The 20149-nt window shown below is 48.0% G+C and carries 19 protein-coding genes, 1 rRNA gene and 1 pseudogene; 11 read left to right on the forward strand and 10 right to left on the reverse strand.

The genetic code is table 11. From position 1 onward, the window contains the following. Positions 1-451: 451 nt before the first annotated feature. The 4 genes from F608_RS34730 to F608_RS0112150 all read left to right on the forward strand — a co-directional run bounded on the left by F608_RS34730 (position 452) and on the right by F608_RS0112150 (position 5999). The gene (locus tag F608_RS34730; RefSeq protein WP_022665910.1) at positions 452-1651 is read left to right on the forward strand and encodes a GGDEF domain-containing protein; all 1200 of its coding nucleotides are present in this window, start codon (positions 452-454) and stop codon (positions 1649-1651) included. A 364-nt stretch (positions 1652-2015) separates the two neighbouring features. After that, on the forward strand, positions 2016-4028 hold the full coding sequence (locus F608_RS34735; protein WP_022665911.1) for a methyl-accepting chemotaxis protein: 2013 nt from the start codon (positions 2016-2018) through the stop codon (positions 4026-4028). Between the two features lie 421 nt (positions 4029-4449). Beyond that, complete coding sequence (locus tag F608_RS34740; RefSeq protein ID WP_022665913.1) at positions 4450-5151, forward strand: outer membrane protein; 702 nt, start codon at positions 4450-4452, stop codon at positions 5149-5151. Positions 5152-5576: 425 nt separating this feature from the next. Beyond that, the gene (locus F608_RS0112150) at positions 5577-5999 is read left to right on the forward strand and encodes a hypothetical protein (RefSeq protein ID WP_022665915.1); all 423 of its coding nucleotides are present in this window, start codon (positions 5577-5579) and stop codon (positions 5997-5999) included. Positions 6000-6065: 66 nt separating this feature from the next. Here F608_RS0112150 and F608_RS0112155 read toward each other — a convergent pair whose 3' ends face one another. From F608_RS0112155 to F608_RS0112165, 3 genes are read right to left on the reverse strand one after another with little or no spacing between them, the layout of a single operon-like run. Beyond that, on the reverse strand, positions 6066-7106 hold the full coding sequence (locus F608_RS0112155; protein WP_022665916.1) for an ATP-binding cassette domain-containing protein: 1041 nt from the start codon (positions 7104-7106) through the stop codon (positions 6066-6068). Further along, on the reverse strand, positions 7103-7852 hold the full coding sequence (locus F608_RS0112160) for a GTP-binding protein (RefSeq protein WP_022665917.1): 750 nt from the start codon (positions 7850-7852) through the stop codon (positions 7103-7105). The genes F608_RS0112155 and F608_RS0112160 overlap by 4 nt, the downstream gene beginning before the upstream one ends. Next, positions 7815-9029 carry an ABC transporter substrate-binding protein gene (locus F608_RS0112165; protein WP_022665918.1) on the reverse strand — a complete coding sequence of 405 codons (1215 nt, stop codon included), beginning with the start codon at positions 9027-9029 and terminating at the stop codon, positions 7815-7817. The genes F608_RS0112160 and F608_RS0112165 overlap by 38 nt, the downstream gene beginning before the upstream one ends. A 49-nt stretch (positions 9030-9078) precedes the next feature. Here F608_RS0112165 and F608_RS0112170 point away from each other — a divergent pair, with 49 nt between their 5' ends. The 3 genes from F608_RS0112170 (at position 9079) to F608_RS0112180 (ending at position 11236) form a co-directional block, all read left to right on the forward strand. Next, positions 9079-9216, forward strand: a complete 138-nt coding sequence (locus F608_RS0112170; RefSeq protein ID WP_153307488.1) for a hypothetical protein — start codon at positions 9079-9081, stop codon at positions 9214-9216. A 779-nt stretch (positions 9217-9995) separates the two neighbouring features. Further along, a complete protein-coding gene (locus F608_RS34750; RefSeq protein ID WP_084681068.1) occupies positions 9996-10559 on the forward strand; it encodes a ribonuclease T2 family protein in 564 nt (187 codons plus the stop codon). A 170-nt stretch (positions 10560-10729) separates the two neighbouring features. Further along, positions 10730-11236, forward strand: a complete 507-nt coding sequence (locus tag F608_RS0112180) for an NUDIX hydrolase (protein WP_022665920.1) — start codon at positions 10730-10732, stop codon at positions 11234-11236. 116 nt (positions 11237-11352) lie between these two features. Here F608_RS0112180 and F608_RS37360 read toward each other — a convergent pair whose 3' ends face one another. Together F608_RS37360 and F608_RS0112190 are read right to left on the reverse strand one after the other, a co-directional pair. Next, positions 11353-11616, reverse strand: coding sequence for a type II toxin-antitoxin system RelE family toxin (locus F608_RS37360; protein ID WP_022665921.1), 264 nt, complete (start codon positions 11614-11616; stop codon positions 11353-11355). 3 nt (positions 11617-11619) lie between these two features. Next, positions 11620-11871 carry a type II toxin-antitoxin system Phd/YefM family antitoxin gene (locus tag F608_RS0112190; RefSeq protein ID WP_022665922.1) on the reverse strand — a complete coding sequence of 84 codons (252 nt, stop codon included), beginning with the start codon at positions 11869-11871 and terminating at the stop codon, positions 11620-11622. Between the two features lie 370 nt (positions 11872-12241). On the opposite strand from F608_RS0112190, the gene F608_RS0112200 reads away from it, so the two are divergent. After that, positions 12242-13606, forward strand: a complete 1365-nt coding sequence (locus F608_RS0112200; RefSeq protein WP_022665924.1) for a DUF2254 domain-containing protein — start codon at positions 12242-12244, stop codon at positions 13604-13606. A gap of 193 nt (positions 13607-13799) precedes the next feature. Here the strand turns inward: F608_RS0112200 and F608_RS37365 are convergent. Both F608_RS37365 and F608_RS36180 read right to left on the reverse strand, forming a co-directional pair. After that, positions 13800-13907: pseudogene (locus F608_RS37365) on the reverse strand (phage integrase N-terminal SAM-like domain-containing protein); the annotation flags it as partial. A gap of 24 nt (positions 13908-13931) precedes the next feature. Next, positions 13932-14183 (reverse strand): hypothetical protein, encoded by a 252-nt coding sequence (locus tag F608_RS36180; protein ID WP_022665925.1) that lies wholly within the window; start codon positions 14181-14183, stop codon positions 13932-13934. 164 nt (positions 14184-14347) lie between these two features. On the opposite strand from F608_RS36180, the gene F608_RS0112210 reads away from it, so the two are divergent. Continuing rightward, the gene (locus tag F608_RS0112210) at positions 14348-15049 is read left to right on the forward strand and encodes a PEP-CTERM sorting domain-containing protein (RefSeq protein WP_022665926.1); all 702 of its coding nucleotides are present in this window, start codon (positions 14348-14350) and stop codon (positions 15047-15049) included. 63 nt (positions 15050-15112) lie between these two features. Continuing rightward, positions 15113-15421 carry a PilZ domain-containing protein gene (locus tag F608_RS37370; protein ID WP_084681070.1) on the forward strand — a complete coding sequence of 103 codons (309 nt, stop codon included), beginning with the start codon at positions 15113-15115 and terminating at the stop codon, positions 15419-15421. A 13-nt stretch (positions 15422-15434) separates the two neighbouring features. Here F608_RS37370 and F608_RS0112215 read toward each other — a convergent pair whose 3' ends face one another. Further along, the gene (locus tag F608_RS0112215; RefSeq protein WP_022665927.1) at positions 15435-16766 is read right to left on the reverse strand and encodes a sigma-54-dependent transcriptional regulator; all 1332 of its coding nucleotides are present in this window, start codon (positions 16764-16766) and stop codon (positions 15435-15437) included. Between the two features lie 14 nt (positions 16767-16780). After that, entirely contained in the window at positions 16781-18091 is a 1311-nt protein-coding gene (locus F608_RS36470) for an ATP-binding protein (protein WP_161626852.1), read from the reverse strand. Between the two features lie 1032 nt (positions 18092-19123). Here F608_RS36470 and F608_RS36475 point away from each other — a divergent pair. Next, positions 19124-19315: a hypothetical protein gene (locus tag F608_RS36475; protein ID WP_161626853.1), complete on the forward strand. Its 192-nt coding sequence runs from the start codon at positions 19124-19126 to the stop codon at positions 19313-19315. A 657-nt stretch (positions 19316-19972) separates the two neighbouring features. On the opposite strand, the gene rrf is transcribed toward F608_RS36475, so the two are convergent. Further along, positions 19973-20089: ribosomal RNA gene (rrf, locus tag F608_RS0112225) — 5S ribosomal RNA — on the reverse strand. Positions 20090-20149: the final 60 nt, after the last annotated feature.

Genomic DNA, 20149 nt, shown 5'->3' on the forward strand with positions numbered 1-20149 from the left:
CTTGAACCGGCATGCATTTCCCCAAACTGAGTTGAGGCCGGCAGAACCCAAAACCCCCTTTAGACGGTGTTCCTAAAAAACGGGAAAAATCCGCTCATCCGCAAATCCCGGTATTGCCATCAGGGCAATCCAATCCCCATCTTTGATTACTTCTTAAATCAGATAAACCCCATAGGCAACCAATGATAGTAACCCTGGAATGACTTAATCAGAAAGGGCATTAAAAAACGCAAACTTTCGCCAAATATTAATTTTACTTGTAAAAGTATATATTAGACAATACTGTCTGCTATAAAAAAACTAAAGAGGAGACAAACCGGTTCGACATTGAATTTGAGGGTGGATTTATGAACAGAAAAATCAATTGCCCAGGATTCTTTACAGGTCGGGGTCGGCCCCCCATACCCATGGAAGAAAAACCTTGTTATTTTATTGCCGGAACCCAATATCCATGATTTCTGATATCTCACAAAAACCCCGGTTCAACTTTGTGGGGGAGTTCAGGTCACGGGATACAGAGTCCTGCTATCAGGAGGAGTACAAAAAGGAAAACCGACGCCGTTTGATCTTTATCTGCATCTTTACAAGCCTGGTCTATTTTCTGGGGATTATTGCAAACGCCCAGGTACTGGGAAGCGGCAATAGATTGAATACCATGCTGGTGCTTCGTCTTCTCAGCCTTGTCCTGGGATTTACCGCCGCTCTCTTTGCATGGAAAAAGAGTCTGGGTCCTTATCTGCCCGTCACCATTATGACCTATATGATCATGGTGGGTGTATCCGAGTCCGTGGAAGCCGCATTTTTATTTGATACCTGCCAGGGCGTTATTCTTCCGACAACGCCCATCATTGTCCTCATGTACTATTTGTTTATCTCCATAAAATTCACTATTTCATTTATTCCGTCCATGGTCATGTCGGTTCTGTACACGGCAACACTTTTCCTATTTACGGAATCTCCGCTCCCCCATACAATGACCATTGTACTCTTTTTTTTTCTGGCAAATCTCTACGGCTCTTATCATCTTATCCACTTCAACCGGATAAGGCGGAGTGAATTTTTTGCTGTTGTCAAACAGCAGCGGTTGAACGATGTTCTCAAAAAAGAGATAAACGCACGGCAGGAGGTGGAAAATAAACTGATCCGGCTTTCCACCCTTGACGATTTGACCGGGATCTATAACAGACGCCATTTTCTGGAACTCTTTTCAAAACAAAGAAAAAGCAGTGTCAGATATAAACGCCCCCTCTCTCTTCTGCTGATAGATGTCGACCATTTTAAAAGGGTTAACGATACCCATGGGCATGATGTGGGAGATATTGTGCTGCAGTCCCTGACAAAACAGATTGCCGGGGCTGTCCGTGAAATGGATATCCTTGCCCGCTTTGGAGGGGAAGAATTTATTGTCCTGCTCCCGGAAACGGACTTGAAAAAGGCGTGCAGGGCGGCGGAACGAATTTGCAGAACCGTTGAAGAGAGCCCGGTCCCATTTTCAGGGAAATCTCTTCCAATAACCGTCAGCATCGGAGTGGCCGCCATCGGCAAAGAATATTCTTCCATGGATGAGATCATCAAAGGGGCTGACCTTGCCCTGTACCGCGCAAAAGAATCCGGACGGAACCGGGTGTGTTCAACTAAGGATATGGAATAAGAGGATCTTTCCCGGGTTCGAATCAGACCGTTCTTAAAAGACTCCCCGAAAAACGATACCTCCGGACAAAACCGGTTAAATATATCCATTTCCAACCAATGCTTACAATGAAGGCTGGACAATTGCTGGATAAAATGCTAACGCTGAAATTTTAATTTCGTAAGTAAGTTAGATTTTTTTAGTACTGAATTTTCTTGCGAAAAAAGGCGGTCCTTTTGAAAAAGAACATGCCGGTGCCAATTAGAAAAACGGATCATAACGATCCGGGACTGAAGAAAGAACAATGATGACAGGTCGTGGATAATGGGTTCATGCCTTGATTTGTGGATTATAAATTTCAACTTTTTTCTAAAGGACTCTGATCATGAAAATTAAAATGAAGATGCTTCTGGTCTTTGGCTGTTCTGTTTTTCTCATCTTATCCGCCCTTTCTTTGGGGATTTACATTCTGATCGAGAAAAAGGTGACCTCGGGTCTGGACAAGGAAATCTCAAACATGATCCATGCAACCCAAAAAAGCCTCGGAGCCCTGGAAGATATTGCCATAAAAAATTACCTCAGGGCGATTACCCAAAAGGACAAAGATGTAATCGCCTATTTTTACGGGCAGTTTAAAGAGGGTGAAATTACCCGGGAAGAGTTGAAAAAAAAGGCCTCGGAAGTGATCCTGAGCAAAAAGATCGGAGACACCGGGTATGCCGCCGGTGTTTCCAGCAAGGGCATCCTGAGTATTCATCCCAAGGCGGAAGGGGTGGATATATCCAAAACCTCTTTCTGGCCCAAAGTGGATGCCCTGCTCCATACCCCGTCCCGCTCCGGATATATTGAATATGACTGGAAAAATCCCAATGAAACCAAGGCCCGGAAAAAAGCCGCCTATCTTACCTATTTTGAACCCATGGACCTTATCATCTGGGCGTCTTCATATAAGGCAGAGTTTTCCAAACTGGTAAAATCCGAAGATCTCCACGATGCCATTCTTGCCATGAAGGTGGGCCGTGACGGATATCCCTTTGTATTTGATATGAAAGGAGACATGATCATCCATCCTTCCCTGGAAGGTAAAAATGTCTACAATGTTAAATCCCAGGACGGCCAATTCATCGTTCAGACCATGATCGAGGAAAAAAACGGAAAACTTGAATATGACTGGAAGGAACCGGACGGAAAAATAAACAAAAAGATCGTTTTATTCCGAGAGATTCCCTCAAAACATCTCATCGTGGCCATCGGGGCCTATAAAAAAGAGCAGTACGCCCTTTTATACTCCATGAGAAACAGCCTGCTCATCGCTTTCGGCCTCAGCATGTGCCTTGTCGGCGTGGTTGTATTTCTGTTCAGCAATATATTGACAAAACCCATTATCAAAGGGGTTGAGTTCTCGGAACAGATGTCTGAGGGCGATTTCACCAAAAAGCTGGATATCAATCAAAAAGACGAGATCGGGCAGCTTGCTAAAGCATTGAACCGCATGACCGTCAATATAGGAGATATTTTCAGGCAGCTCCGGGGAAACATCGATGATCTGTCCAGCTCATCCGATGAGCTTGCCGGCATCTCAAAAAAAATGTCCGACGATTCAAGGCAGATGACAGATAATTCGAACTCTCTGACCCAGGTGGCCTCTGAAATGAAGCAGAACCTTGATTCCGTATCCAATGCCAGTTCCCGGGTCATGGGAAATATCCGTTCGGTGGCCTCTGCTACGGAGCAGATGTCCGGCACGGTCAATGAAATTGCGGAAAATTCGGAAAAAGCCCGAACCATTTCAAGCCAGGCCGTCTCATTCACAAAAGAGGCCTCTGATCTGGTGGATGCCCTGGGAAAGGCCGCCTTTAAAATCAACGATGTCACTGAAACCATCGATGAGATCTCAGAACAGACCAACCTTCTGGCCTTGAACGCCACCATAGAGGCGGCAAGGGCCGGGGAGGCGGGCAAAGGCTTCTCTGTTGTGGCCAACGAGATCAAGGATCTGGCAGGGCAGACCTCCGACGCCACAAAACAGATCCAGAGCCAGATTGACGAGGTTCAGCTTTCCACCCGGAAGACCGTGGAAAAAATCAAGGATATCAGCAGCATTATTTTTGATGTGAATGATATCGTCTCAGGCATTGCCTCTTCGGTGGAAGAGCAGTCCGCCACCACCGGCGAGATCGCAGAGAATATGAACAAAACCTCGACGGAGATGCAGGAAGTCAATGAAAACGTATCCAAAAGCGCGGAATTCTCAAAACAGATCTCCGAACAGATCGCAGGGGTTCACCAGGTGGCTTCTGAGATGGACGGGACCAGTTCCACCATTGACAGCAATTCCAATTCTTTCAGGCAACTGGCCCGGGATATCCAGGCCATGCTGGCAAAGTTCCGGGTGTAGACGCTTGCTTCCTGGGATTCTGATCCGTTGAAGGAGCTAACTTTGTCCACCTCTTCTTTCTGGTGCGGGGATGAAAAACAGCAAGGAGCTTTGCCGCGTTCCCGTTGTTTTTTCCTGTATGAGAAAAAGACGGCCCAAGGCTCCATGGGACTGTTTCATGAAATCCCTAAAGAGATCCCGGATGATTCGCCTTTTTCAAGCCCCAAATGAGATAAAATATTTGGACCTGATTGATCAAATGATCAATATTCATAATCATTTCAAGACTTGAATGGAACGAGGATTTGTCCTAAAAATTAATTGATTCCATCGCATCATTTATGCTAAAAAAAACTCAGTTTTTAATGCAGGTAGGGATTGTTTTACAATAACATAGCCTGCAAACTGCATTCGCAAACACATGATCGAAAGGATTGATAAAATGAAGCATTTTTTCTGTACACTTGTTCTCGTCCTCTTTCTCGCCTCTTTTGCCCAGGCAGACAACCTGAAATCAAATCATCAAACCGGATTTTACATTGCCGCCGGGGTCTCCATGGCCAGCCAGGAATCCTCTGATGCCTATATTTCAAGCAGTACCCTGTACCAGAGGTTTGGTGACAGGGATGATACCAGCCATGGCGGCAGTCTTGCGGCGGGGTATGATTTTAACCCGGCATTTCATATCCCTGTGAGGGTGGAGCTTGAGTATATGATCCGTTCAGAGGCAGAAACCGTCTGGACCGGAGACCAGGGTATTTTCATTTCCGGCCCCCTGGACTGGGAGGTCAAAGCAAAAACCGACCTGGACACCTTGCTTCTCCATTTTTTCTATGACTTTAAAAACCAGACTGCATTCACCCCATATCTGTCCGGGGGAATCGGATTCGCCTTTATTGACTCTATGGTTCTCTACGAAGACAGCAATGCCAACATTTTTAACGGATCCAGCGATGAGACCAATTTTGCATGGAGCCTTGGGGCCGGCTGCAGCTACACCCTGAATGAAAACTGGGGCCTGACCCTTGGGTATAGATACCTGGATGCCGGAACAAGGGAAGTCAAGCCCGCCTCTTTGGCCGTGAAGGTCAGTACCGATGTCCGGATCCACGAGATGATCTTTTCAGTGCAATATCGTTTCTAACCGGTCCGGCCTGTCCCACCCCCCTTCTGCCCTCCTTCCGGAAACAAGGTCTCTCCTTTTCTCCGGAAGGAGGGCAGAGATCAAGCGTCAAAAGTCCTGAAACTCTTTGAAACCAAGACGCTCGCCCTGGCGGCAAAATAGAAACAGCGTCGGTCCAAGAGATTGGCCGGACCTGTCATGCATGATGGCCATGACCGGAAACCATCTCCTGATCCTTTGGAGTTGAGGGCCAGGCACAAAAAGAATGGGCCATCGTTGAATATCTGTCAATCCGCCTTATCTTTTGGAGAAGATCTTCTCAGACCTGAAAGTCCATTCATCCCCTGTTCCTGAACCCTGCAAGAAGATATATCCAAGATAGCCGCGAACGAGGCTTACAAAATTCCGGCCAAAGACATTGGCCGCTTGTATAAGGAGAACTATCCATGAAAGATTCAATAAATCTGCATAAAAAAGTACAGGAACTCTGTGACTGCTATTCAACCACGGATCCGTTAAAGGAAATGTCCGAATTGAATAAAGAAGAGGAAGGGGTGGACGGGGCCCTTAAATGGCTGGCATTGACGGCCCTGCACGGGGTGAACAACAATGCCAAAAAGATTACCATTGTCCAGTCCGACGACGGAGTTGTTTCCGTAACCGCCGAATACCGGGGTACCCGCCTGCCTTCCCCGGCGGCAAATGTGGCGGCAAATGTCTTTGAGGTGGTCAGGGAGATTCTGCATATGGATGAGGCCAAAGGAAAAAGCAGGCTGTCCCTGGGGCTTAGAGATTCAAGCATTGAGCTGGACGTCAGCGTAAAGGAGAAACCCGGCTACAAAAAGGTTTCCGTAAAATTCGAAGAATAATCCTACCGGCTTGCTCTGGCAAATCGCCGGACCTGACCATCCTGCCCCATGCACCGCCCAGGGCGATCAGGAAGGATTTGGCCGGCCCGTCAGGAAGTGTTCCGGATCAAACACAAGGCTGCGGCCCTGCCTCAGGTCGTCCCTGAGGCGGCCCAGGTTTTGGTCAAGGACCTCAAGGCGGGCCGCAGCCCGCTTTTCCGCTTCAGAGGTCTGAATGATCCGGACCATGCCGCCGTTGCGGATGACGATGCGCCGGTGGCCGGAAAGGGCCAGCATGGGGTCATGGGTGGCCATGAGAACGATTTTTTCTTCCCGGATCAGGAGGGCCAGGGCCTTTCTCCGGTCCACCCCTGCATTTTCAATCTCATCGATGAGCACAATGGGAGAGGCGCTTAAAAAGGCGACATCGGCGATCATCAGGGCCCGGGACTGGCCCCCGGAAAGGGCGGTGACCGGGGTGGCAAGGGAAAAGGGTTCACCGGCAAGCCCCACGGCAGCCTCAAAAATACGCCGGACCCGGGCAGGGGCATCCTGGATCAGGCGGCTCTCGGCATGGAGATTCAAAAATTCCTCCACGGTCATGTCCATGACAAAATTCATGTTCTGGGACAACTGGGCCACCAGCTGCCGCTCTCCGGAAAACCTCATGGCCGGGTCCGGCAGGGAGCCGTTGAGAAGAATGCGCCGGCCCGACGGGGTGTCGGCCCGGGCCAGGCATTCGATGTCTGCCAAAAGACGGCTTTTGCCGGAACCTGTGGGGCCGACAATGCAGACCACCTCCCCCGGACAGAGCACCAGATCTGAGGCCTCTTTGTTTCCGGATTTGTCGTGACCGGCCAGGATGGTTACCTGTCTGATGTTGTTTTCATTCTCTTCCGCCTGAAACCGGACCATCCCGGCGATAAAGTCCAGAACCTGCTCCATGAGGGTTTCATGGGTAAGGCTGTACCGCGCCAGATGCTCCGGGGGGGTTGAGAGGATAAATTCCCTGAGAATGGAATTGTCCCGGGGCAGGTCCATGTCCAAGGCAGCAAAAAAATCATGAAGATAGGGATGTTCCTTGACCAGGGCCTCCAGGGCCTGATGGAGCAGGGCTGACGATCTCATGAGAAGTCCATGGTCTTGATGTTGCCGATCTGACAGTCCGGGCCGATCCGGGTTTCCCCCAGGCAATAGGAACAGAGGGCACCGGGCATGGTAAAACGCAGCCGCATGCCGTTTAAGGATGAAATTTCAGCTGCATCTTCCAGGGCCTGGGCCAGGAGCAGGCTGCCCTGGCCGGTGAGGCCGTTAACCGGAAGCAGGACTGCTTTGGCATTGGCCTGGCGGACCCGGAAGGCAAAGACCTCCCGTTCGGCCTGGGACACGATGTCCCCCTTGGTTAGGACCACCACATCGGCGTTCCTGAGCATGGGCCCGATTTTCCTGGGCGTATCCACCCCGCTGAGATGATCGATGACGCAGACCGAGAACACCCCCCGGATGTGGGGGGAGCAGCGGTTGCACAGGCCTGCGCTTTCGCTGATCAGAAAATCGAAGCCCGCGGTCCGGCCCCATTGGAGACCCTGCTCGATATTGGCTATGAAAAAATGGTCCGGGCAGATTCCGCCGGCAATGCCGTTTTTCACCGGGATGCCGGCTTTTTCGTACCGGAGATGGTCATCCCCGGTCAGGCAGTCGAACTTGATCACCCCCACGGTCTTTTCCGGAGCGGCCAGGTGCCTGAGAGTCTGGATGATCACGGAGGTCTTTCCCGAAGAGGGCGGGCCGGCCACGGTGATCAATTTTACTCCGGGATGGGTCATTTTTACAGCCTCATCCCTGCACCGGGGCCAGGGGCATGAAGATCTCATCGATCTCTTGGTTGAGTTCAACCAAATCGTTCTTGCGCAGATAATCCCAGCCCAGCCACCTCAAAGGCCGGGTCTGGACATCGGCCTGAATCCCGGCATGGGGAACGGGGAAGCGGGCATGGGCAAGGGTGGCGGCCAGACCCGGCCCCGTAAGATAGTCCAGAACCGGCTTCAGATCGGGGATCCTGTCCGGCTTGACCTGGAGGGTCACGGGACTGGCCAGGGCACCGTCTTCGGGCCAGATAATTTGAATCCGCTCCTGGTGCCTCACCCGCTGGGCAAAGAACTCCGGCATGACATAGACGGCGCCGTCGCTGTTTTTATCCATGCGGGCAACCATCTGGGAAGGGTGGAGCCCCCGGGCTAGATTGGCGGCCAGGGCCCGGAGCCCTTCCGGGCCGAACTGCTGGAATATGGGCAAAAGAACCGCATGGCAGAAAAACTGGTCACCACCCCGGATGGTCAGGCTATTTTTCCAGATTGGATCCAGGCAATCGGCCCAGGTCCGGGGCAAAGGCCTGTCGCCCAATTGATCCAGGTTGACCACCATGACCAGGGGATTGACGCAGAGGATGGAATACTCTCCCTTTGGATCCGGGATTCCAGCCTCAACAAATCGGGTCCCGGGCTGGAAACAGCCGTAGCCTGTGAAATGTCCCGGAGCCACGAACTGCCGGTTGAAGCGGTGTCCGTAAAAAATATTGAAATCCGAGGACACAATAATGTCGGGAAGCTCATCCGGATCTTCAATGGTGTGGACATAGGAGTAGTAGGACAGCTCCTGGTTCAGATTGCCCTCCACGGCAAATTGAATGGGACCGTCCAGTTCCACCCGGGCCATGAAATCTGCAAAGGCCCGGCTGAAAGGCATTTTCAACCCGCAGGGCATCAGGCCCAGCAGGGTCAGATCCCTTTGTCCGGCCATGGACTCCAGCCCGGGCGACTCCTGGACCGGTTTCTGCTCCATCGCTGACCCCAACAGCCCCGTAAAGGCTTCCGGATTCATAAACCGGCTGCGCAGGGCCGTTCCCAGGCTTAAAAACGGGGCCAGGGCCCGCAGGCCGTCCTTACTGACCAGGGCTCCCAGGCCGTTGGCCTGGAAAACCTCCCGGGCCTCCGGCCACTGCCGGATAATATCCGCCACTTTCATATCCGGATGAATCTTAGTTTTACTCATGATCTTCTCCTTATATTCTCCCCTGCAGGGATTGCCCTGGAAAAATCCAGTGCAATTTCAATACCTGTTCTCAACAGGAGAAAAAAATCTGCTCCGGAACCGGGAAAGGAGCCTGCCAGAGGGGGCTCCGGGAGACGACTGTGAAAGCATGGGCGATTACCGGGCAATGAAGGAGAAAAAGGAATAACAAATTTGATTCATGAATTTACAGATTTGTTATTAAATCCAGGGCCCATTTTGAAGTATGGCTTTATCTAATCAATAAAACTTTGCCCAAGTTTGTGCTTTCTTGACCAGGGCCTAAGGATATCCGGCGGTGTCCAGTTCTTTCAAATGGAACAATGATACCGGCATTGTAAACACTTCCTGATCCCCCTCAGAAAAAAACAGCCATGGGAAAACTCGGTTAAAACTGGACTTAAAACCATTCCGGATTTATATAATAGATTCAAATATCCCAGGACAGGTTGTACAGAATCAAAGAAAGCCGTCATTGTCTGATGGGAGAATTCAATATACAAAACAAAGGGGGTTTGCGATGAGGCTCTGCCTGAAAGTCTGTTTTTTTTGTATCGGGCTGATATTTTTAATTGTTGGAGCGGCATGGCCCCAGGTTTCAATAAAGGGGTATTTTATTGCCACGGAAACATGCGAAGCCTATCAATCTTTTAAAAAAGGCAGTAACCCGGGAAATATCAAACTGGTTCCGGACATGTCCTATGAATTGGTTGCGAAAAATAAAGAGGAGGCGACCCATTACCGGATCCGGATAAAGCATGCCAGCCCCATGGATCGCTGGATATCAGCATCCTGCGGTTTTATTTTAACCGATTGCAACCACTCTGATATCCGGACAGGAACATCTACCGGTACCCCCGGCCATGATCTACCCTCCCCGGAATACCTTCTGGCCATCAGCTGGCAGCCGGCATTCTGCCAGACCCACCAGTCAAAAACAGAGTGTGAATCCAGGACAAAAGCCGCTATGATGCAGATCATTTCACCCTCCACGGACTCTGGCCCCAGCCCAGATCCAACATTTACTGCCATACCAGCGAAGTGAATAAAAATTTAGACGAACAAAAAAAATACAACCAGCTTCCACAGCCGGAACTGTCACCGGCAACGGATAGGGCCCTGGCAAAGGTGATGCCGGGGACCATGTCATCCCTTCACCGGCATGAATGGATAAAGCATGGAACCTGCTACTCGCCCACACCGGAAGAGTATTTCGTTGAAGCCGTCCTGCTGACGGAACAGATTAACGCTTCTGCGGTCAGAGATTATTTTTCCGGCAACATCGGAAGAACCATTCCTGTTTCTGAAATCAAGGCCAAGTTTGACCAAGCCTTCGGGCCGGGGGCCGGTGACAAGGTCAAGGTGAAATGCAGCAATGGCATGATCACCGAACTCTGGATCAACCTCAAAGGAGAAATCACTTCTTTATCCGATCTTTCCTTCTTGCTTCAACCGGCGGAACCGGCAGCATCCGGCTGTCAGTCCGGTCTGATTGATCCGGTGGGATATTAAAAATAGAATCGGTTAACCTGAAATCCGGTCCGCAGGCTGCCATGGCCCAGCTAGGGACTATTGATGCGATCCCTTCTTTTTATCCCCTTTTTATTTGACCGAAACGGTTTCACTCCTTACCTTACGCCAATTGTTTCTGGAATTTTTGTTGAAGTTGAAAGGGAAGGATCATGGCAGAAGAGATTTTCGATGTTGTTGACGAGGAAGACCGGATTATTGGAGAAGCCAGGCGGGATCAGGTTCACGGCAATCCCTTACTCATCCACAGGGTGGTTCATGTCCTGGTTTTTAACCGGGATCATGAATTGTACCTGCAAAAACGGGCCGCCACCAAGGATGTTCAGCCGGGCAAATGGGATACCTCGGTGGGGGGCCATGTGGATAAAGGAGAATCCTATGAAGATGCGGCAATCCGTGAAATGGAAGAAGAACTGGGGATCAGAGGGGCGCAGCTGGATTTTCTTTACAAATACCGGCACATCAATGACTTTGAATCGGAATATGTATCCACTTATTCCTGTGTATGGGACGGCGCCATTACACCCTCCCCGGAGGAAATTGAAACCGGCGGCTTCTGGAACCTATGTGATATCGCTGCCAAAGCCGATACCGGCATCTTCACACCCAACTTTCTGGATGAAATCACCCGGTATCAAAACTATATAAGGCCCAATTGATGGTCATAATGGATTCCGTTAAGAATCGAAAAATGATTTCAACAACCGAAATGCTCAGGGGCAAACCGGTGATTCTTACATATTGAATTTTTGGGGGAATTTTCGATCAGAATTTATCAGAGGCCTTTGTAAACATCTTTTCTATGACCCACTTTTACAATCAGAATGACCACTCTATCATTATGAATTTCATATATAATTCTATAATCACCGGTTCGGATCTTATGAAAAGAATTATTGCCTTTCATTTTGGTGGTATCGGGCTCTGGCAAATTTCGGACAAGTTCTTCTATCGCCTTCTTAATCCGTACCAAATCCCTTTTAGGAAACCGCTTCAAAATTTTCAATACAGCAGGTCGAAACTCAATAGAATATTCCATTCATCAAAGTCCCAATTGTTTCCAGACTTCTTTAGCAGGAATATTCTCTCCAGATTCGGCAAGAGCAAGCTTAGCATCTTCAATATCAATATGGTCTTCGATTTGCTGAAGCAGTTCAAGTTCATCCATGGAAACCAGGGCAGCAACATCCTGGCCTCTGCGCGTCAGAACGATAGCTTCTTTGCCGTAGGCCACTTTATTGACAATATCGGCAAAATTTTTTCTTGCATCGGCTGTGGAAATTCTAGTGGTCATTTGGCATCTCCATATTTTCGTGTACCTAATATACAATATGTACAAAAGGTACTTGTTTGTGTCAACCCTATTGTAAAACCATAGGGATTGATACGATATCAGATAATATAGTACGATAACGGGGCCGGGCCACACCAGCCTGTCCCTAACCGCCAAAATGCTGCGGCTGCATAGCAGCATTTTGAACGGTTACATTCTGCTATGCAAAAAGGAATGTAAAATGCTTTTACAAAACTTGATCATGGCAAAAAGTTCAGGGGAGTTAATGAACAAAGGGATATTTTTTGATGGTTACAATATAAAAAACGGGAATGAATTTGGCATTAATCAAAGGTCTCTCTATGATTGTCACAAAGGATGAATCCACACAATGAAAACACGACTACGGAACCTTTGGGAATCGATAAGAAGCAGTTTCTGGTTTATACCGTCGCTGATGTTGCTGCCGGCGTTCATCATATCCGTTGTTTTGACCTTTTTTGATAAACACCTGAACTTATCCTCCCATTTTGTCTGGGAAATTTTCTATACCATCGATATAGGGGGGGCACGGTCTGTCCTGTCAACCATTGCAGGGTCTATGATAACAGTTGCCGGAGTGACTTTTTCAATCACAATTGTTGCCCTTAATTTAGCCTCCTCGCAATTTGGGCCACGTCTTTTACGTAATTTCATGCAGGACAGAGGCACTCAATTCGTACTCGGAACATTCATTTCAACATTTATATATTGCATTCTCGTTCTCTGGTCTGTGAATACGTCGGGTGCACATGCTTATACACCGGGTCTTTCCGTTGCTTTCGGGGTTGTTCTCGCCCTGGGTAATGTTTGTGTGCTGATTTTTTTTATTCATCATATATCCACATCCATTCAGGCAGATAATGTAATTGCAGCATTAAGCCGTGATCTTGAAAAACATATCCATCGAATTTTTACCGAAGAAATAGAGCGTGACGCCAAGAAAGAGACAGAACAGAATATTGAAGTAAAAAAAGAAACAAACAAATACGCACATGTCCATCACCTCACTGCTGTTCAAAGCGGATATCTCCAGGCAATCGACTGCGACAACCTCTTGGTAATTGCAAAGAAAAACGATCTCCTTCTGCACTTTCACCATAAAGCAGGGGATTTTATTGTTTATGGATGCTCGATCGTTTCGATCAGAAGTGATGAAAAGTTTGACGGGGATATCGGCAAAGAGATCACCAGGGCATTTATTGTTGGCCCACAACGCACCCCTGAGCAGGATGCAGAGTATGCAATCCATCAGATCGTTGAAGTTGCTGTCCGTTCCCTTTCACCCGGAATAAATGATCCCTATACGGCGGTCACCTGCATTGATCAACTTGGTTCAGCCTTGTGCTTCTTATCATCAAGGCAGTTTCCATCGCCATACCGGTTTGATGACGAAAAGGTTCTCAGGATCATTGCAAAGCAAACAGATTTTAAAGGCATGCTGAATGCTGCATTTGATCAAATCCGGCAATACGGTCATAAAAGCGTTTCAGTAACAATCAGATTGCTTGAAACACTTCTCAGGATCACAAATCAAACACGCCACTCTGATCAGCGGCAGGCCATTTACCGGCAGGCAAAAATGATTCAGCGCATGAGCCTTGAATTATTGCCTGAAAAGAACGATAAGGAAGATGTCCTGCAAAGATATGAGGATGTCCTGAAAGCCTTAAATGAATCTGAAAGACCCGATGGAGAGATTGCATTTCCGTACTGATCCTCCTCTAAAAAACTGGACAGGAAAAAACTTTTCCCAATAAGGCAATCTTATAGCCGCCATCTGCGATAGGGACCCAAACATAAGATCAGGCCTTCCGTGTTCGGGATGGGTACGGGCACAATCAATTAATAATTGAGAATGAATAATTAATAATTACGGATGGCCCTTTGGGCCGCCATTTATGTTCAACCTATAGGCCATCCGGTGTTTTGCTTTTTAAAAACTGCTGGAATTTTCTTACCCAGTTACGGTACGCCTTATGTGTTTTTGGGGAGGAATGCCTGACCTTGATCCCATTTCCAAGCTTTTCATAAACCGGTTTTCATGCTTCATAAAAGGCTTTATTACGCTGATGCGTAAGAAGCGCTTTTTCCCTCACAAGGCCAGAAGCCGGTTGGTTTTCAAGCCACTTCGGCTGGATAGCCTGCAAATCATAATACGTAAGTACGCTTTGATACGCCTGTTTTTGAAATGGCTCGGACTGATTTTTCTCTCTCAACTTGTTAAGGAAAGGCCCGGCGTCAAAATCCGGTATTGGCGGATATCCGCCAGTTGGCTGAATACTTACAGCCAATATGAATCCTATGGAGTAAGTCTTTTTGAATGAAGCGTTTAACCATTTGTAATGATAGGTTTTTTGTATGCATCTCGGTCTGGTCCCTGTCTTGCAAATATTTATGGATGGATTAAAGGAAAGAGAATTTTTTTGAAACCGAAAATAGAGAAGGGAGAGGTTTAATGAAACACGTGTTGCTTAAATGGACAGGAATCTGCCTGATTTTGATGATGCCGGCACTGGCCAGTGCCACCCCTGTTGAGTGGAATGATAACGGCCATTATTATGAGGTGTTTCTGATTGATGCAATTCAAACGAATTTGGATCAGACAAACATTACCTGGGAAAACGCCCGGGACTGGGCTGCCAGTTTGACTTATTCCGATGCCGGGCAGTCCTATGCCGGCCATCTGGCAACCATCACATCTGCCGGGGAAAACAGCTTTATTAACGATCTGGGATTAGGCGTTGACCTGAATCAGGAAAAAAGTTTCATGACCGGCGGTTATCAGACGCCGCAGGGAACTGAATCAGATGATACCGCTCGTATGGCAGACTGGCACTGGGTGACCGGGGAAGAATGGAATTATACCGCCTGGCGCTCAGGGGAACCGAACAATGAGTTTGGTCACGGCGGGCAGTCTGAAGAGTATCTGCAGTTTTTCCCGGATTCATCATCTGGTGAGTGGAATGATGTGCGTGTGGGCGAATGGATTGATAACGAGAATGACACCAGCGGCTTTAATAATACCCTGGGCTATATTGTGGAATATGAATCCATTACAGGCGGCGCTCCGGTTCCTGAACCCGGCACCGTGCTTTTGCTGGGGATCGGGCTTCTGGCCATGGCAGGCAGTGCGCGCAGGTATACATACGGATCTTAATTTAAAATTTTTAATGGGCAGTGGGCGTATCTTAACGTTTGCTGCCCCCATCTGATAAACAATATGGCATCTTCCTTTACAGAGCAGCGACGGCAGTCAAGACGCAGATTGGAACAGTCTGTGAGTTTTTATTCCAATGGAAACTGGGAGTTGAGAACCCATGCAGTGGGCCGGACTCGGAATGTATCCACACAGGGGATGTGCATCCGTACCAGCCGGGACCACATGCCTGAAGCGGATGCGTCTTTGACCATCCTGCTGATACCTTTAACAGAGTCCTCATTGATCGCATCTGATACCGCGATTCGTATCAAGGGCCGTGTCGCATGGATAAATCGGGATACCGGGCAGTTCGGCGTCTGTTTTACCTGAGTTCTTGATCGGTTTATTGGTCTTTGCGGATGCCATATTTCTGGAGACGGTACCGAAGGGCTCCCCGGGTGATGCCAAGCTTTTTGGCTGCTTTTGACTGGTTCCATCCGCATTGCTCAAGGGCGGCCAGCATGAGGCTCTGCTCCTGGGCTACAATATCAAAATCTGCAGGTGCTGCTTGTTGATCGTTCCGGGCGCCTGCCGGTGGGTCGGATATGTGTCCGGGAAGATGCGCTGCACAGACTTTTATACTGTTACAGGTAAGCGCTGCCCGTTCCATGACGTTTTTAAGCTCCCGCACATTGCCGGGCCAGGCATAGGCCTCAAGACACTGAATGGCGTCATTGGAAAGACAGCGCAGCGGTCTGTTAAATTCTCTGCAGAATTTTTCAAGAAAAAAGCTGGCAAGATCTGTAATGTCCGATTTTTTATCCCGCAGAGCCGGCATATTAAGACAGACCGTATTGAGACGGTAGTAAAGATCGGAGCGAAACTGATTTTTAACAATCATGGTTTCAAGATCCTGGTTTGTGGCAGACAGGATTTTAACGGATACCGGAATCTCTGTGCCTGCACCCACCGGGGTAATGGTTTTTTCCTCCACGGCATGAAGCAGCTTTGCCTGAAGTGCCAGGGGCAGATCTCCGATTTCATCGAGAAATAACGTCCCCTTGTCTGCCCTGACAAATGCACCTTGCCGGTCCTGAATCGCCCCGGTAAATGCCCCTTTCTGGTGGCCGAACAACTCGCTTTCTATCAAATCTTTCGGGATGGCAGCACAATTTACTTTAACAAAAGAGCCGCTCTGCCGTTTGGACGCATCGTGAATAGCTCTTGCAGCAAGTTCCTTGCCTGTACCGGAAGCGCCTTGAATCAGAACCGAGGAGTCTGTAGAAGCAAACAGGTGGATGTCTCGTCGGATTTTATCCATGGCAGGAGAATTTCCAATCAGTTGGGTCAAAGAGCTGTTCTCTGAAGGGGCAATACAGAGCGCCTGTTCGACTACTTCCAGAAGCTGTTCATGCGCCAGCGGTTTGGTCAGAAAATCAAACGCGCCTTTTTTCATGGCGTTGACTGCCGTCTCAATTGAGCCGAATGCCGTAAGGATGACCAGTGGAATATCAGGGAAATTCAAGCGGCCGAATTTTAACACTGCCATGCCGTCCACAGGTTTCATTTTCAAATCAGTGAGCACCAGATCCGGATGCCATTTTGTCCACTGAAAGATACCCTGTTTTCCATCCGATGCGGTTCTCACTTTATAACCGTTATCCTGGAGTACCAGGCTGAGGATTCGGGCCAGTTTTTCTTCATCTTCAACAATAAGTATTTTTTGTTTGGCCATGGTAATGTCCTGTTTTATGTGGGCAGCATTTTGAGCATACTGCTTTTTTGGATATTTTCCAGCGGTCTTACCGGCAGTTTGATCAGGGCAGATGCACCGCTCTGATCATTGTCCGTTCTGTTTGTCAGAAAAATGCTGCCGTTATGGGCCTGGATGATCTGACGACAGGCCGACAACCCAAGACCCAGCCCCTGGTTTTTGGTGGTAAAAAAATTATCAAAAACCTTATCCTGGTTTTCATGGGAAATCCCCGGGCCGTTATCGATTATCCGGATATGAACATGATCACGCATCTGCTCAAGGTGAATATTAATTTTTCCGCCGTCTGCCATCATTTCTTCACTGTTTCGTATCAAGTTAAGCAACACCTGTGCCAGCTGCCTGAAATCCACATAAACCGGCGGCAGTTTGGATGCCGCATCGATTTGAATAGTTACCGTCCGGCGATGGTCCTTGGTATGTATCCATTGATCCATAAGGGTCTTGATTTCCTGTTCAAGGTTTACCCGTGCCAGTTCAGGCGGTTTTTGCCGTGCAAAGTTCAAAATACTGTTAATGGAAAGGTTGAGATGATCCACTTCATCTATAATATATGCCACCATCTCTTCGGTAACCTGTCGGGACTGTTTCCCTTTGGCCAGATACTGGGCCGAACTGTGGATAATACCCAGGGGATTTTTGAGTTCATGCGCCAGAAGGGAAGTCATTTCTCCAATTGCCGCCATTTTTTCCGCCTGGACCTTTTGTTCAAACATCTGCTCAAGTTGTTGTTTTCCTTTTAAGAGCGATTCATGGTGAAGGGCGTTTTCAAGGGCTATGGTTGCCTGGTTGGCAAAACTTCCCAGCAAGAGGATATCTGCTTCATTGAAAAGACTGCCGCCGACTTTGGGACCGATAAATAAAAAGCCGGACAATGCCCGGGAGGATCGAAGCGGCAAAACAAGGGTGAAGCCGGCTTTTTGAATCTCCTGTAATTCTTTTTCAAGATCAGGATCCTGAAGGACCTGAAATACACTGAAATGGGTAATCGCCGTGTCTTTAAACCGGTCTGCCATGCGGCTCTTTCGCCAGAGGGACGACCCGAAACGCAGGGTGGGGGGAAAAAGCCTTGACCGGTTGCCCTCAAAAATCATCACAGCGATGGACGAGACGTGGATCGCTTCAGGTAGTTTCCGGATGATTGCATTGATAATCCTTGGAAGTTCGAGGGTGGCAGCGATCCTGTGGCTGAATTCATGCATGGTTTTTATGGAGATGGCATCACTGCGGAAAAAGAGCCGCCGGATCAACTGGTCAAGTTTTAAGATTACGGGATGAAATATCATATTCATTAAAATTAAGAAGACTAAGAAGACTTCTTTTGATAAAAGAGCATCCCCGAAAAACCATTTCTTAAGTGCGGTGAAAAATAAGGAATAAATGACAGTAAGCGCCATGATAATGGCAACATACGCAATCGTTTTACTGATGATTTGATCCACTTTAAACAGCTTATACCGAAGGATCCCGGCATAATAGGCCAGCGGCAATGCAAAAAAGCCAAAAACGGCAATGCGAAAGGAGATCAAAGGAGAATCGATCAATAGATTTGGCAGCAGATAAAAAAACAGGTATGGGCCAAAAGCAAGCCAATAGGCAATCAGGGGAAGCTTAATCCGGTTGCGTTCCTGTTGGGTCATAATTTTTTTATAATCGCTTGCGTGTTTGAGAAAAACGGTGATGATAATAAGCGGAAGATACAGGTTTCTCAGACGCTGGACCCATCCGAAAAATTCAGGCGTCCATCCGGCCGCAAAAAAAGCGCCGCCAATGGTTGTCACTGCAGGGATTAGATAAATTATGGCCGGGAGCCACCATCGGTTTTTTACCAAGTCCCTTTCTTCAGGAAATTTTAAGGCAAAATGCAGCCAGAGTCCGAAGGCAATCCAGTTAAAAGGCGTGTGGAGCAGAAAAGAAAAGGAATATACCATGGGATTAAAGAATACGATGGCAGAGGGGAGGGTTGCGGAAAGCGATGACGCAAAACTGCAGAGCATAAAATAGAACAAAAGACTGATATCATCCGGTGCATGTTTGTATATCACCAAGGCCCCGAGAACGAGCATTACTGCTATAAGCATTAATCTGGGCCAGATCAGTTTTAACAGGGAAAATAAAGTGTATGGTTCAGTTTTTAAAGAAAGTTCAATCACCTGGCCTCCCCGGAGGACGGTAAAGGATCCCGGGGCTGTTAAAGGCTGTTGTAAAATTAAATTCCCCAGGACTTCATCGTGGGAAAGACCGTTGGCTGCAATGATCAAATCATTTTTTTGGACGGAGTTAATCGGAGACAGCACCTTTGAAACCAGGAGGCCTTTTTGGGTTTTGCCCACTTTAAACCCGGTATTTCCTTGAATGAAGGCGGCATTGATGAAAACCAGAGTGGCTGCAATTGGCAGAAAGAAAAAAAATCCGATAGTAAATTTCCGCATGAAAGAACCTGCCTATTGGTTTTTTTTGTGATGGTATTAAATTTTAAAAAACGATTTATGCTAAAAACATCAAGCTGACACCAGAATTTTTGCTTGCAAAAAGTATACGAAAAAACACCTTAGTATCAACCCCGGGTTGATATCCATCTTTTTTTAAAAAAAATCTCATCAAAATCGGTGTTTAAAACTGTTTGCCTTGAATCCGGCAGGCGGAATATAGTGGAAAAACAATGGAAGCTCAGGGAAGGGATAAGAGAAATGGGGTATTGCCCTTTTTACTCACCGGGCCGATACAAACGGCAGGATAATTCCGGGAACTGAGTTTCAAGGGGGTGTTTGTACCGGGTTAAACGCTATCCCCCTGATCAAAGATTAAAGCATGTCTGCAGAACAAAAAAAAGCCCTGACCAATCGGGAAGATTGATCAGGGCTTTTTCAAGAATAACCCGGCAGCGTCCTACTCTCCCACACAGTCTCCCATGCAGTACCATCGACGATAGGGACCCAAACATAAGATCAGGCCTTCCGTGTTCGAGATGGGTACGGGCATAATCAATTAATAATTGCGGAGGACCCTTTGGGCCCCCATTTATGATTGGGGCGCAGCATCCTCAATTGTTAACCAATTATTCATTGTTAACTTGCTCGCACTAACGATCAAGCCGTAGATGTTCCCGTTAAAATAAAAAAAGCCCTGACCAATCGGGAAGATTGATCAGGGCTTTTTGAAGAATAACCCGGCAGCGTCCTACTCTCCCACACAGTCTCCCATGCAGTACCATCGGCGCTAGGGAGCTTAACTTCCGTGTTCGAGATGGGTACGGGTGTGGCCTCCCTGCCATTGCCACCAGGTTAAATCAAAAGGACCTGGAACTTCTGAAGGGGTTATGCGTACATGTCCCATGGGTCCAA

This window comes from Desulfospira joergensenii DSM 10085, assembly GCF_000420085.1.
Classification (GTDB): Bacteria; Desulfobacterota; Desulfobacteria; order Desulfobacterales; family Desulfobacteraceae; genus Desulfospira; species Desulfospira joergensenii.

Excerpts from the sequence above, each read along its gene's own strand:
- F608_RS0112155 (WP_022665916.1), bottom strand. The coding sequence starts at position 7,106 with ATGAGATCGTCAGCCCTGCTCCATCAGGCCCTGGAGGCCCTGGTCAAG.
- F608_RS37360 (WP_022665921.1), bottom strand. The coding sequence starts at position 11,616 with ATGGAATATTCTATTGAGTTTCGACCTGCTGTATTGAAAATTTTGAAG.
- F608_RS0112165 (WP_022665918.1), bottom strand. The coding sequence starts at position 9,029 with ATGAGTAAAACTAAGATTCATCCGGATATGAAAGTGGCGGATATTATC.
- F608_RS0112160 (WP_022665917.1), bottom strand. The coding sequence starts at position 7,852 with ATGAGATCTTCATGCCCCTGGCCCCGGTGCAGGGATGAGGCTGTAAAA.
- F608_RS34730 (WP_022665910.1), top strand. The coding sequence starts at position 452 with ATGATTTCTGATATCTCACAAAAACCCCGGTTCAACTTTGTGGGGGAG.
- F608_RS0112215 (WP_022665927.1), bottom strand. The coding sequence starts at position 16,766 with ATGGCCAAACAAAAAATACTTATTGTTGAAGATGAAGAAAAACTGGCC.
- F608_RS0112200 (WP_022665924.1), top strand. The coding sequence starts at position 12,242 with ATGAAAACACGACTACGGAACCTTTGGGAATCGATAAGAAGCAGTTTC.
- F608_RS0112180 (WP_022665920.1), top strand. The coding sequence starts at position 10,730 with ATGGCAGAAGAGATTTTCGATGTTGTTGACGAGGAAGACCGGATTATT.
- F608_RS0112190 (WP_022665922.1), bottom strand. The coding sequence starts at position 11,871 with ATGACCACTAGAATTTCCACAGCCGATGCAAGAAAAAATTTTGCCGAT.
- F608_RS37370 (WP_084681070.1), top strand. The coding sequence starts at position 15,113 with ATGGCATCTTCCTTTACAGAGCAGCGACGGCAGTCAAGACGCAGATTG.
- F608_RS36470 (WP_161626852.1), bottom strand. The coding sequence starts at position 18,091 with ATGATATTTCATCCCGTAATCTTAAAACTTGACCAGTTGATCCGGCGG.
- F608_RS0112210 (WP_022665926.1), top strand. The coding sequence starts at position 14,348 with ATGAAACACGTGTTGCTTAAATGGACAGGAATCTGCCTGATTTTGATG.
- F608_RS34740 (WP_022665913.1), top strand. The coding sequence starts at position 4,450 with ATGAAGCATTTTTTCTGTACACTTGTTCTCGTCCTCTTTCTCGCCTCT.
- F608_RS0112150 (WP_022665915.1), top strand. The coding sequence starts at position 5,577 with ATGAAAGATTCAATAAATCTGCATAAAAAAGTACAGGAACTCTGTGAC.
- F608_RS34735 (WP_022665911.1), top strand. The coding sequence starts at position 2,016 with ATGAAAATTAAAATGAAGATGCTTCTGGTCTTTGGCTGTTCTGTTTTT.